This is a genomic window from Prescottella equi (genome assembly GCF_020171745.1).
GTDB lineage: Bacteria > Actinomycetota > Actinomycetes > Mycobacteriales > Mycobacteriaceae > Prescottella > Prescottella equi_A.
Window position 1 is genome coordinate 127,107 of record NZ_JAIVAH010000012.1, and the last position, 12,746, is coordinate 139,852.

General features: G+C 68.2%; 13 protein-coding genes. 8 read left to right on the plus strand and 5 right to left on the minus strand.

The annotated features are described in order from the left end of the window. Nucleotides 1–61: 61 nt before the first annotated feature. The 3 genes from LCL87_RS09335 (at nt 62) to groL (ending at nt 3,346) form a co-directional block, all read left to right on the plus strand. A complete protein-coding gene (locus LCL87_RS09335) occupies nt 62–841 on the plus strand; it encodes an HAD-IIA family hydrolase (protein ID WP_225018940.1) in 780 nt (259 codons plus the stop codon). Between the two features lie 110 nt (nt 842–951). Next, the gene (locus LCL87_RS09340; protein WP_225018941.1) at nt 952–1,476 is read left to right on the plus strand and encodes a DUF6764 family protein; all 525 of its coding nucleotides are present in this window, start codon (nt 952–954) and stop codon (nt 1,474–1,476) included. Between the two features lie 244 nt (nt 1,477–1,720). Next, entirely contained in the window at nt 1,721–3,346 is a 1,626-nt protein-coding gene (gene groL / locus LCL87_RS09345; RefSeq protein WP_225018942.1) for a chaperonin GroEL, read from the plus strand. Nucleotides 3,347–3,431: 85 nt separating this feature from the next. Here the strand turns inward: groL and LCL87_RS09350 are convergent, their stop codons facing one another. Continuing rightward, nucleotides 3,432–3,635 (minus strand): PspC domain-containing protein, encoded by a 204-nt coding sequence (locus LCL87_RS09350; protein ID WP_225018943.1) that lies wholly within the window; start codon nt 3,633–3,635, stop codon nt 3,432–3,434. 250 nt (nt 3,636–3,885) lie between these two features. Between LCL87_RS09350 and LCL87_RS09355 the strand changes: the two genes are divergently transcribed. After that, a complete protein-coding gene (locus LCL87_RS09355; RefSeq protein ID WP_225019258.1) occupies nt 3,886–4,719 on the plus strand; it encodes an alpha/beta fold hydrolase in 834 nt (277 codons plus the stop codon). Nucleotides 4,720–4,843: 124 nt separating this feature from the next. Continuing rightward, entirely contained in the window at nt 4,844–4,984 is a 141-nt protein-coding gene (locus LCL87_RS09360; RefSeq protein ID WP_225018944.1) for a hypothetical protein, read from the plus strand. Nucleotides 4,985–5,054: 70 nt separating this feature from the next. On the opposite strand, the gene LCL87_RS09365 is transcribed toward LCL87_RS09360, so the two are convergent. Together LCL87_RS09365 and LCL87_RS09370 are read right to left on the minus strand one after the other, a co-directional pair. Next, entirely contained in the window at nt 5,055–6,056 is a 1,002-nt protein-coding gene (locus LCL87_RS09365) for an alpha/beta hydrolase (RefSeq protein ID WP_225018945.1), read from the minus strand. Further along, complete coding sequence (locus LCL87_RS09370) at nt 6,053–8,098, minus strand: prolyl oligopeptidase family serine peptidase (RefSeq protein ID WP_225018946.1); 2,046 nt, start codon at nt 8,096–8,098, stop codon at nt 6,053–6,055. The genes LCL87_RS09365 and LCL87_RS09370 overlap by 4 nt, the downstream gene beginning before the upstream one ends. A gap of 619 nt (nt 8,099–8,717) precedes the next feature. Between LCL87_RS09370 and LCL87_RS09375 the strand changes: the two genes are divergently transcribed. After that, nucleotides 8,718–8,867, plus strand: coding sequence for a hypothetical protein (locus tag LCL87_RS09375; protein WP_225018948.1), 150 nt, complete (start codon nt 8,718–8,720; stop codon nt 8,865–8,867). A gap of 142 nt (nt 8,868–9,009) precedes the next feature. Continuing rightward, the gene (gene lpdA / locus LCL87_RS09380) at nt 9,010–10,413 is read left to right on the plus strand and encodes a dihydrolipoyl dehydrogenase (RefSeq protein ID WP_225018950.1); all 1,404 of its coding nucleotides are present in this window, start codon (nt 9,010–9,012) and stop codon (nt 10,411–10,413) included. A 19-nt stretch (nt 10,414–10,432) separates the two neighbouring features. Here the strand turns inward: lpdA and LCL87_RS09385 are convergent, their stop codons facing one another. Further along, complete coding sequence (locus LCL87_RS09385) at nt 10,433–11,317, minus strand: alpha/beta hydrolase (RefSeq protein ID WP_225018952.1); 885 nt, start codon at nt 11,315–11,317, stop codon at nt 10,433–10,435. Between the two features lie 21 nt (nt 11,318–11,338). Then, the gene (locus LCL87_RS09390) at nt 11,339–11,728 is read right to left on the minus strand and encodes a winged helix-turn-helix transcriptional regulator (protein ID WP_225018954.1); all 390 of its coding nucleotides are present in this window, start codon (nt 11,726–11,728) and stop codon (nt 11,339–11,341) included. Between the two features lie 118 nt (nt 11,729–11,846). On the opposite strand from LCL87_RS09390, the gene LCL87_RS09395 reads away from it, so the two are divergent. Then, complete coding sequence (locus LCL87_RS09395; protein WP_225018956.1) at nt 11,847–12,704, plus strand: SDR family oxidoreductase; 858 nt, start codon at nt 11,847–11,849, stop codon at nt 12,702–12,704. Nucleotides 12,705–12,746 lie beyond the last annotated feature (42 nt).

Below are 12,746 nucleotides of genomic sequence, written 5' to 3' on the forward strand. Positions count from 1 at the left end.
TTTTCCGGCAGGTCGCCGCGGTCCGCGGCACGGACCGGTCGCGCTGGTTACCCTCGGAATCATGACCGGGGTCGAGGGCGTGCTGTTCGACATCGACGGGGTGCTCGTCACCTCCTGGCGGCCGGTGCCGGGGGCCGTGGAGGCGCTCGCGGAGGTGCGCCGACGCGGCGGCCCGCGCGCGTTCCTCACCAACACGACGTCCCGGACCTGCGACGAGATCGCGTCGTCGCTCGATGCGGCCGGCTTCGACGTCCGGCCCGAGGAGATCGTGACGGCCGCGCGGCTCACCACCGAGTACCTGCGGTCCACGTATCCGGGGGCGCGGGTGCTGCTGCTCAATCACGGCGACATCCGCGCCGACATGCCGGACGTCGAGTTCGACGACGTCGACCCGCAGGTGGTGGTGATCGGCGGCGCGGGTCCGGAGTTCACGCACCAGGCGCTCAGCCGGGTGCTGGACTTCATGGTCTCGGGGGTGCCGGTGGTCGCGATGCATCGCGCGCTGATGTGGTCGGAGGTGGACGGGCTGCGGCTGGACACCGGCGCGTATCTGCCCGGGCTCGAGGACGCGTCGGGCTCGCGCATCGTGTCGGTGGGCAAGCCGTCGCTCGCGGGATTCCTCACCGCGGCCGAACTGATGGGGGCGGACCCGGCGGCGACGGTGATGGTGGGCGACGACTTCCGCAGCGACGTGCTGCCGGCGCAGCGGGTGGGCATGGCGGGGGTGCTGGTGCGCACCGGCAAGTTCCGTCAGCCGGTGCTCGATCTGGCGGTGGATCGGCCCGATCACGTCATCGATTCGGTCGCGGATCTGCCGGCGCTGCTCGATCGGCTGGGGTGACGCGCCGAGCTTCTTCGGCCTGCTATCGAAATCCCGGGCAACTCGGACCTCGGCGGGTACTGTTCCGGGCACGCTCAGCTCTCTGCTTTCCCGCTCGTGAAGGAGTCTGCATGTCGACCATTTCCCGCTTCGGTGCGATCTCGAACCTCGGTCGACGGATGACTCGGACGGCGGCCGCCGCCGTCGCGGGAATCGGTCTGGCAGCAGGCATTTCGCTGATCGGTGCGGGATCCGCGTCGGCCGCGCCCGTCGTGTGCACGTCGCCGATGGCGCCCAACGACATCCAGGTCTCGGAGTTCGCCAGCTGTGGCGCGCAGGCCTTCGAGCAGGGCGTCGCCCGCTCGGCCGCGATGGACAGCGGCACCGCCGTCTCCGTCGCGCAGGACATCGGCTCGTCGAACAGCCTCGCGACCGGTTTCGGCACCGCGCTGAGCGCGTCGCGCGGCAACGGTCAGTCGCTCGCGCTGGCGATCGGCGGCGGCATCGCGCACTCGTGGGCCGACGACGGCTACGCGACGTTCGCGATCGCCGGCTGGGGCTCGGGTGCGACCGCCGAGCAGAGCGGCGTCAACTGCATGGGTCCGCTGTCGTTCGCATGGAATCTGAAGACCGGGCAGACCTGCCTCGGGCGGTAACGATCGGACGCCTCATTCGTGACCGGCGGAGCCCCCTCCCGAACGTTGCACTCACCTTCCTCGAGTGCTAAAAAGGCACTTGGCACTCGCGACACGTGAGTGCCAGGTCGGGACGGTGAGACCGGGTACCTAGACACCCCTGGTCGTCCGTCGCGGGCACCGAGCCTGGCCGGAAGCGTAAATGGGGCGATCCGACGAGTGATCGCTCTGTGTGTCACCCCCCAATCCGGAGGATCACTTCGCAATGGCCAAGATCATCGCGTTCGACGAAGAGGCACGTCGCGGCCTCGAGCGTGGCCTGAACAGCCTCGCTGACGCCGTCAAGGTGACGCTGGGACCCAAGGGTCGCAACGTCGTGCTGGAGAAGAAGTGGGGCGCTCCCACGATCACCAACGACGGTGTTTCCATCGCCAAGGAGATCGAGCTCGAGGACCCCTACGAGAAGATCGGCGCCGAGCTGGTCAAGGAGGTCGCCAAGAAGACCGACGACGTCGCTGGTGACGGCACCACGACGGCTACGGTCCTGGCTCAGGCGCTCGTCCGCGAGGGCCTGCGCAACGTCGCTGCCGGCGCCAACCCGCTGGGTCTGAAGCGCGGCATCGAGAAGGCCGTCGAGGCCGTCACCGCCAAGCTGCTCGACACCGCCAAGGAGGTCGAGACCAAGGAGCAGATCGCTGCCACCGCCGGTATCTCGGCTGGCGACTCCACCATCGGCGAGCTCATCGCCGAGGCGATGGACAAGGTCGGCAAGGAAGGCGTCATCACCGTCGAGGAGTCCAACTCCTTCGGCCTGCAGCTCGAGCTCACCGAGGGCATGCGCTTCGACAAGGGCTACATCTCGCTGTACTTCGCGACCGACGCCGAGCGTCAGGAAGCGGTCCTTGAGGATCCGTACATCCTGCTGGTCAGCTCCAAGATCTCCACGGTCAAGGACCTGCTGCCGCTGCTGGAGAAGGTCATCCAGGCCGGCAAGCCGCTGCTGATCATCGCCGAGGACGTCGAGGGCGAGGCCCTGTCGACCCTGGTCGTCAACAAGATCCGTGGCACCTTCAAGTCCGTCGCCGTCAAGGCTCCGGGCTTCGGTGACCGCCGCAAGGCGCAGCTCGCCGACATCGCCATCCTCACCGGTGGCGAGGTCGTCAGCGAAGAGGTCGGCCTGTCCCTGGAGACCGCCGGCATCGAGCTGCTGGGCCGCGCCCGCAAGGTCGTCGTCACCAAGGACGAGACCACCATCGTCGAGGGTGCCGGCGACGCCGACGCCATCGCCGGTCGCGTCAATCAGATCCGCGCCGAGATCGAGGCGTCGGATTCGGACTACGACCGCGAGAAGCTGCAGGAGCGCCTGGCCAAGCTGGCCGGTGGCGTTGCTGTCATCAAGGCCGGCGCTGCCACCGAGGTGGAGCTCAAGGAGCGCAAGCACCGCATCGAGGACGCCGTCCGCAACGCGAAGGCTGCCGTCGAAGAGGGCATCGTCGCCGGTGGTGGCGTGGCGCTGCTGCAGGCCGCTCCGGTCCTGGACGACCTGAAGCTGGAGGGCGACGAGGCCACCGGTGCCAACATCGTCAAGGTTGCCCTCGAGGCTCCGCTGAAGCAGATCGCGTTCAACGCCGGCCTCGAGCCCGGCGTCGTCGCGGAGAAGGTTCGCAACCTGCCCGCCGGCAGCGGCCTGAACGCCGCCACCGGTGTGTACGAGGACCTGCTGGTCGCGGGCATCAACGACCCGGTCAAGGTCACCCGCTCGGCGCTGCAGAACGCTGCGTCCATCGCGGCTCTGTTCCTGACCACCGAGGCTGTCGTCGCCGACAAGCCGGAGAAGGCCGCTGCTCCGATGGGCGACCCGACCGGTGGCATGGGCGGCATGGACTTCTGATCTGACGATCGGAACGCCTGAGCTCAGGTAAGACGAAGAAGCCCGGGACACCTTCACGGTGTCCCGGGCTTCTCGCATTTCTGCCTCACTCGCTGGGCATGATCATCCAGGCCGCGAGGTAGATCAGTGCGACGGTGCCGAACGAGACGAACGCGCCGACGACGGCGGCGACGCGGACCAGGTTGACGTCGATGCCGAAGTAGTCGGCGATGCCGCCGCACACGCCGGAGAGCATGCGCTGGCTGCTGGAGCGGACGAACGGGCGGGGCGATTCGCTGTCGAAGGTCATGACATCGAGTCTGGTTCGCGGCGGGCCACGGCACCATCGGGATTCCCCCGGATCTGCACCCTGATCTTTCGTCTCGGGGTGGTGTCGCGCGGTCCGGTCCACACCACACACCTTCTGCCAGGGTCACACACGTTTTGCGCACGGAACGGGTGTGTGATGCCGGGAAAAAGTGTGTGACGTCGCGTAGTGAGCGGTGGGAGTGCCGAATGACGGGCCCGACGCATCGCCGGGGCATAGGCTCGAACTCGTGGTGGAGACCGTGCCGATCCAGATGCCCGACGGGACGACGACGCCGGTCCGGCTGTTCCCCGGACCCGAGGGCGCGCCCGTCGTGGTGATCGTCCCGGGGCTGGGCATCCCCGGCGCCTTCTACGACAGGTTCGCCAATTCGATTGTCGACCACGGCTTCTGCGCGGCCACGTGCGAGCTACGCGGGCAGGGGGACAGCCGTCCGCGGCCGAGCGCGTCGAGCACGTTCGGCTACCAGGAGCTGGTGTCGGTGGACCTGCCGGCGATGTTCGAGGTGGTCCGGGAGCGGTTCGACGCCAGCACGCCGTTCCTGCTGGGGCACAGCATGGGCGGGCAACTCGGGGCGATGTATGCGGCGCGGATCCGGGGCCGGCTGGGCGGACTGATCCTGGTGGCGTCCGGTTCGCCCTATTACCGAGGATTTCCCGGAACCCGTTCTCCGGGTGTGCTGCTGGGCTCGGCGGCGATGTCGATCACCGCGAGCGTCGCCGGGTTCTGGCCGGGGGACCGGTTGGACGTGGGCGGCTTCGGCCGGCAGTCGCGGGTGCTGATCTCGGACTGGTCGCGGTTCGCGCGCAGCGGGCGCATCGAACCGGCGGGCGCGGACATCGACTACGAGGAGCGGATCGGACGGCTGAAACTGCCGGTGCTGTCGATTTCGATCGAGGGCGACGACCTGGCCCCGCGCAGTGCCTCGGTCAACCTTTTGGACAAATTGTCGGGGTCGGAGGTCACCACGTGGCACCAACCCGAACCGTTGGGGCACAACGGCTGGATCAGCACCCCGGACACCACCGTGGACCGGATCGCCGAGTGGATCCGTGACCTCGGTTGATCTCACCCTCGATTTTCATCCCGTGTTAATGCGTCAATCCGGTGCATTCCTGTATCCGCACCGTTATATTGACCGCAGCGCTTCGATCAGGGGCGTACCACCACAAGCAATTGCAGGAGTCCCCATGGGTTCGTCTGAGATCATCGCCATCCTCGATGCCGTCAAGGCCCTCGTGTCTGCGCTCAACAGCCTCAGCTCGGGCAGCGCCGGCGGCGGAGCAGCTTCCGGCTCGCTGGACACCAGCTCGCTGAGCTCGCTGAGCTAGTCTCCACCCCAAGCTTCGAGAGGCGGCCCCCGCGCAATTGCGCCGGGGCCGCCTTTCGTCGTCCGGGGTGTCAGATGTCCAGTGACGCAGCGAGCGTCGGCCACGACCTGGCCAGCTCTTCGCGCCAGTACGCCCACGAGTGCACGCCCACCGGGTTGTAGACGACCGTGGCCGGGATGCCGAGTGTGCGCAGACGGTCGTCGAGCCGGCGGGTGCAGTAGTTGCTGGCGGCCTCCACCGGCCCGCCCCGCACCACGTGGGCAACCAAGTCCGGGTCGTCGAGGGTCTCGTAGGGCCCGGGCAGCCCGGTGCCCGCGGAGACGTACAGCGTGGTGCCGCGCAGCTTCTCGGCGCCCAGGAGGACGTCGTGCTCGGCCCACTGTGGGTCGTCGAACCGTCCCCACATGTTCTCGATGCCGCCGCGTTCGATCGTCACGGTCGACGCCATCTGCGCCTGGCCCAGGGGCGTGGCCGATTCGTAGCAGCCGCTGTAGGCGGCGACGCCGCGGTACAGGCCGGGCGAGCGCATGGCCAGCATCATCGCGGACTGGGCGCCCATAGACAGTCCGGCAATCGACCGGATGCCGTTGCCGCCGAACCGGTCGTCGATCAGCGGGGGCAGCTCTCCGGTCAGGAACGTCTCCCACTTGTTGGTGCCGAGGACCGGGTCGGTCCGGTCCCAGTCGGTGAAGTAGCCGGCGCGGCCGCCGGTGGTCAGAACGACGTTCACCGGCTTGTCCTCGAAGAACTCCACGGCGTCGCCCTGCGTGGTCCACGTGCTCATGCCGGGGGCGGCGGACCGGCCGTCGAGCAGGTACAGGCTCGGACGCGGCACCGACGTGTCGCGCGGCAGCAGCACCTGCACCTCCTGCTCCGAGCGCATCGCCGGCGAGTACACGAATACCCGCACCCAGCGGTCGGTGATGTTCTCGACCCGGGTGACGTGCGCGCCCGACGCCGGCTGCACGGCAGCCGAATTCGGGATGCCGCCCGCCGTGGCGGTGGGCGCGAGACCGAGCAGCGCGGCGGCGGCGAGAACGGTGACCGCGCCGAGACGACGTCGGGCGCTCATCGGGCCAGCTTGTCCCACAGGAACGTGTAGGTGAGCGCCGACTTGAACGCGGCCTGCGCGTTGTCGGCGGCGCCGCCGTGCCCGCCCTCGATGTTCTCGTAGTAGTGGACGTCGTGGCCCTCCGCCTCGAGCCGGGCCGCCATCTTGCGGGCGTGTCCGGGGTGGACGCGGTCGTCGCGGGTGGAGGTGGCGATGAGGATCGGCGGATACACCGCTGTGGCGCTGGTGTTCTGGTACGGCGAGTACTCGGAGATGAACGCCCAGTCGTCGGCGTTGTCGGGGTCGCCGTACTCGGCCATCCACGACGCGCCCGCGAGCAACAGGTGGTAGCGCTTCATGTCGAGCAGCGGCACCTGGCAGACGATGGCGCCGAACAACTCCGGGTACTTGGTGAGCATGATGCCCATCAGCAGGCCGCCGTTGCTGCCGCCCTGCGCGCCCAGCTGCTCGGGCGTGGTGATGCCGCGGGCGACGAGGTCGCGGGCCACCGCGGCGAAGTCCTCGTGCACCTTGTGCCGGCCCGCGCGCACCGCCTGGGTGTGCCACTGGGGTCCGTACTCGCCGCCGCCGCGGATGTTGGCGACCACGTAGGTGCCGCCGCGCTGCAGCCACGCGGTGCCGTTGATGCCGCTGTAGCCGGGGGTCATCGAGTTCTCGAAGCCGCCGTAGCCGTACAGCAGCGTCGGCCCGGCCGGTGCGCCCTCGCGCCGCACCACGAAGTAGGGGATGCGGGTGCCGTCGGCGGATTCGGCGAAGTGCTGCGCGACGGCCAGCCCGGTGGTGTCGAAGAAGGCCGGCGCCGACTTGAGCGCCTCGAGCGGGCCGCCGACGGTGCCGGAGAACAGCGTCGCCGGGGTGAGGTAGCCGCTGGAGTTGAGGAAGAAGTCGTCGCCCTCGCGCGGATCGGTGTCGATGATCTCGGTCGACGTCAGCTCCGGCAGCCCCTCGAGCGGGCTTGTCTCCCAGCCGTTCTCGCCGGGGGTGAGGACGTGGACGTGGGACTGGACGTCGGAGAGCGTCACCATCAGCAGGTGGTTTCTGGTCCACGAGTACTGCTCGAGCGACGTGTGCTCGTCGGGCTCGAACAACACGGTGAGCTCGCGGGATCCGACGAGGAAGTCGTCGTACTTCGCGGCCAGCAGCGACCCGGCGGGGTAGGTGGTGTCGCCGACGGTCCACGGGGAGCGCGGACGCACCAGCAGCCACTCCCGGTACGCGGAGATGCGCGCGTCCTCCGGGGTGTCGATGCGGATCAGCGAACCGTCGTCGAGGAGCTGGAATCGCTGCGACGTGTAGAAGTCGACGGCCCGCTCGACGAAGCTGCGTTCGAACCCGGGGGTGCTGTCGTGCCACGCGGAGATCGCGACGTCGGTCTGCTCACCCTCGAACACCGTGACGGCGTCGGCCAGCGGCGTGCCGCGGCGCCACCGCTTCGCCAGTCGCGGGTAGCCCGAGTCGGTGAGCGTGCCGTCGCCGAAATCGGTTCCGACGAAGACGTTCTCGGAGTCGATCCAGCCGATGTCGGTCTTGGCCTCCTCGATACGGAAGCCGTCGGCGGCGTCCTTGAAGGTCTGTGATTCGAGGTCGAATTCGCGCACGACGACGGCGTCGGCCCCGCCGCGGGAGAGGCTGATCAGTGCAAGGTGCTGTTCGGGGCGCAGCACCTGCGCGCCAGACCACACCCAGTTCTCGCCCTCGCGGTCGGCGAGCTCGTCGACGTCGACGAGGATCTCCCATTCGGGTGCGTCGCTGCGGAATTGGTCCATCGTGGTGCGGCGCCACAGGCCGCGCACGTGCTCGGCGTCGCGCCAGAAGTTGTAGAGGTACTCGCCGCGGCGGCGCGAGTAGGGGATGCGCGCGTCGGTGTCGAGGATCGCGCGAACCTTCGACTCGAGCTGCTCGAACGCGGTGGTGCCGGCGAAGTCGGCCACGGTCTTGTCGTTGTGCTCACGAACCCAGGCGAGGGCGTCGTCGCCGGTGACGTCCTCGAGCCAGAGGTTCGGATCATCGAGCGGCGCGGGAGTGGAGGGCGAGTGCGTCATGGACCCATTGTGGATGGTTGTGGACCAGTGGTGGGCGCCGCGGCCCAGGGGTGAGGAGACGGGTGAATTTCCCGGCATCCTGGACAGTTGCCCAGTTGGTGTAACGAAAACGCGAACAAGACGACGATACCTAGTTTATCTTTCGATCACGGTCGAATAAACCCGATCGTCTTCCCGACCGGGAGGCAGGCGGCTGACACACCACGGTCACGCCGCGCAGTCTGCGAAACGGGTGGGATGTCTTGGGGTTTTGTGCATCCGGGGTAGCGGGGTCCCCCGGCGCGACGAAGTCCCAGCCTGGGCTGAACAGCATCACACAGCAATAACAACGCATGACACAAATCTCCCCCGAAAGGCAGTGCAATGAACGCTGACGCCATCTTCGCCGCGCTCATCGGTGTGATCGGAAACCTGGTCAACTTCGGTTCCGTCACCGAGCTCAGCTAGTCAGTCCCATCTCTGTCACGCAACACAACCACCACGAAAGTAAGGAAGAACCATGAACCTCGATGCCATCTTCGCTGCTCTGGTCGGCGTCATCGGAAACGTCGTCAACTTCGGTTCCGTCACCGAGCTCTCCTGATCTGACACACCCAGCGCAGTAGGAAAGGCGATTGCAATGAATCTGGACGCCATCATGGGTTCGTTCACCGGGGCAGCCACGGGCTCCATGTCGGGCCTGCTCGACATCTTCCTCAGCCTCAGCCGGGGAAGCGTCTTCGGCGGTAGCACCGTCGGTGACCTCGGGAGCGCCATCTCGTTCAGCTGACGCATTCGCACCTCCGACCCCAGTCGCCACCGGCGGCTGGGGTCGCAGGTGTGTTCGGGGTCATGGCCGCGATCCGTGACCTTACTCGCGAGTAAGCACCAACCCGGGACATCGAATCGCAGCGGGGCTACGCTAGGGCCTCGTGACCTCACACTATGACGTCGTTGTCCTCGGAGCCGGTCCCGGTGGGTACGTCGCTGCTATCCGCGCGGCACAGCTGGGCCTCAAGACCGCCATCATCGAAGAGAAGTACTGGGGCGGTGTCTGCCTGAACGTGGGCTGCATCCCCTCCAAGGCTCTTCTCCGCAATGCCGAACTGGCGCACCTCTTCCACAAGGAAGCCAAGGTGTTCGGCATCTCGGGAGACGTGTCCTTCGACTTCGGCGCAGCGTTCGACCGCAGCCGCAAGGTGGCGGACGGCCGCGTCAAGGGCGTGCACTTCCTGATGAAGAAGAACAAGATCGACGAGTTCGACGGTCGTGGCACGTTCGTCGATGCCAAGACCATCTCGGTCGCCCTCAGCTCGGGCGCCACCGAGACGGTGACCTTCGACAACGTCATCATCGCCACCGGTTCGGTGACCAAGCTGCTGCCGGGCACCTCGCTCAGCGAGAACGTCGTCACCTACGAGGAGCAGATCCTCACCCGCGACCTGCCGAAGTCGATCGTCATCGTCGGCGCCGGCGCCATCGGCATGGAATTCGGCTACGTCCTCTCCAACTACGGTGTCGACGTCACCATCGTCGAGTTCCTGGACCGCGCCCTCCCCAACGAGGACGAGGACATCTCCAAGGAGATCGCCAAGCACTACAAGAAGCTCGGCGTCAAGATCAAGACCGGTGCGGCCGTCCAGTCGATCGTCGACAACGGCTCCGACGTCACCGTCTCCATCAAGGACAACAAGTCCGGCGAGATCGAGACCGTCACCGTCGACAAGGTCATGCAGTCCGTCGGCTTCGCGCCGCGCGTCGAGGGCTACGGCCTCGAGAACACCGGCGTCGCGCTCACCGACCGTGGCGCCATCGCGATCGACGAGCGCATGCGCACCAACGTCACGGGCATCTACGCCATCGGTGACGTCACCGCCAAGCTGCAGCTCGCGCACGTCGCCGAGGCTCAGGGCGTCGTCGCCGCCGAGACCATCGGTGGCGCCGAGACCATGGAGCTGGGCGACTACCGGATGATGCCGCGCGCCACGTTCTGCCAGCCGCAGGTCGCCAGCTTCGGTCTCACCGAGGCGCAGGCCAAGACCGAGGGCTACGACATCAAGGTCGCCACCTTCCCGTTCACCGCGAACGGCAAGGCGCACGGCCTGGGCGACCCCAACGGCTTCGTCAAGCTGATCGCCGACAAGAAGTACGGCGAGCTGCTCGGCGGCCACCTCATCGGCCCCGACGTCTCGGAGCTGCTGCCCGAGCTGACCCTGGCCCAGAAGTGGGACCTCACGGTCAACGAGCTGGCCCGCAACGTCCACACGCACCCCACGCTCAGCGAGGCGCTGCAGGAGGCCATCCACGGCCTCGCCGGCCACATGATCAACTTCTGACGGTTCGCCGCCGGAAGAGCTAGTCCGCGAGAAGCCCGCACAGGATTGTGCGGGCTTTCTTGCCTTCCGGGATCGGGAGCAGCGGGTAGACGTGGATCATCTCGCGCGCCTCGTGGAAGTCGAGCGAGATCCCGGCGTCGGACGCCAGCGGCCGGAAGCGGCGGGCGTCGACGTTGAGGATGTCGCGGGTGCCGGTGAAGAGGGTGATCGGGCCGAGCCCGGCCAGGTCGCCGTTCAGCGGGCTCACCCACGGATGCTCTCGATCCAGTTCGCCGCGGTAGGCGTCGGCGGCCACGGTGAGGCTGTCCGGATGCAGCCACGGATCCCGCGGGGCGATCTCGCGGATCTCCGGATGCTCTCCGGTCGCGTCCAGCCAGGGCGAGATCAGCGCGGTGTGGGCGGGGGAGGCGGTGCCGCGGTCGCGCAGCGCGAGGGCCACCGCGAGCGCGAGTCCGCCGCCCGCCGAGTCGCCCGCGATCACCAGCGGCTCGTCGAACTTCGCCAACTGCTCCGCGAGATCCGCCGACGCCGCCACCACGTGTGACGCCGTCCCGCGCGGCGCCACCGGATAGATCGGCACCGTCACCGAGGCGCCCGCGGACGCCAACTGCCCCACCAGCTTCCAGTGGTGCCGGGTGATCTCCCGGATGTAGGCGCCGCCGTGCAGGTACAGCACCCGCGACGACGGGGCCACCCCGCGCGGGGTCACCGTGAACACCGGCCACCCCGCCGCCGAGGTGGACGCCGTGACGTCGAGGGTGCGCCCCAGTGACGACGGCGGCGTGAACGGCTTCGGCTTGACCTGCAGCGCCGCGATCTCCCTGCGGATGTCGTCGGCGCTCGGCCGGCGTCGGCCCAGCACCGCGATCGCCAAGGGCATGGCCCTACTGGTCAGGCTCGGCATGGCCACCCCCGTCGTCGTCGGTCAGCGTGCGTCGTACCGATTCTGGGCCGCGTAGATGTCCGGCATGTGCGATTCGAGCAGATCGATCAGGCCGGTGAGACGCTCGGCGATCTCCTCGCCGAGAGGGGTGAGGCTGTACTCGACGTTCGGTGGGATGGTCTCGCGGACCTCGCGGTGCACCAGACCGTCGCGCTCGAGTTGCTGCAGCGTCTGCGCCAGCATCCGCTCGCTCACCCCGTCCACCCGCCGGCGCAGCGCGCCGAACCGGAACGGGCCCTCGGCCAGCGCGGCCAGCGCGAGCGTGCCCCAACGCCCGGTGACGTTGAGCAGCGCGCTCCGCGAATGGCAGTTGCGGGCGAAGACGTCGGCCTCGAGGGTCGGGTCGTCGAAGTGCTGGTCCGGGCTGTTCACGTACCCGAGGTTACTACCTGCCAAACGATCAGTGCTGACGCAAACGGTTGCACTTACGAAAAATAAGTGCATCATGGAGGGCGAACGAAGCATTGAAGGTTCAACCTCGGGAGTTCTCATGACCATCGCCGTCACCGGTGCCACCGGACACCTCGGCCGCCTCGCCGTCGACGCCCTGCTGCGTCGCGGTGTCGCCGCAGCCGACGTCGTCGCCGTCGTTCGCAACCCGGAGAAGGCCGCCGACCTCGCGGCCCGGGGCGTCCAGGTGCGCACCGCCGACTACGCCGACCGGCCCGCGCTCGAGACCGCCCTCGCCGGGGTCGACAAGCTGCTGCTCGTCTCCGGCAGCGAGGTGGGTGCGCGGGTGCCGCAGCACACCAACATCATCGACGCCGCGAAGGCCGCCGGCGTCGGCTTCGTCGCGTACACGTCCATCCCGGACGCGCCGAACAACACCCTCCAGCTCGCGCAGGAGCATCAGGTGACCGAGCGTCTGCTCACCGAGTCCGGCATCGACCACGCGCTGCTGCGCAACGGTTGGTACTGGGAGAACTACACCAACGACTTGGCCGGCACCGCCGAGCGCGGCGTCCTCGTCGGCAGCGCGGGCGAGGGCAGGGTGTCGGGTGCGGCCCGCGCCGACTACGCCGAGGCCGCCGCCGTCGTGCTGACCTCCGACGAGAACCAGGCCGGCAAGGTGTACGAGCTGGGCGGCGACGAGCACGTGTCGTACCCCGAACTGGCCCAGGCCATCTCGAACGTCACCGGCAAGCCCGTCGAATATCGGAACCTGCCGGTCGCGGAGTACCAGGGTGTCCTCGAGTCCGTCGGACTGCCCGCCCCGGCCGCCGCGGTCCTCGCCGACGCCGACGCGGGCATCGCGACCGGGGTCCTCGACATCACCAGCGGCGACCTGCAGCGGCTCATCGGACGCCCGTCGACGCCGCTCGAGACGGTCCTCCGCGCCGCGCTCTGAAGCTCCCGTGAAACAGCTGAAGGGTCCGTTCATACGCCGGCA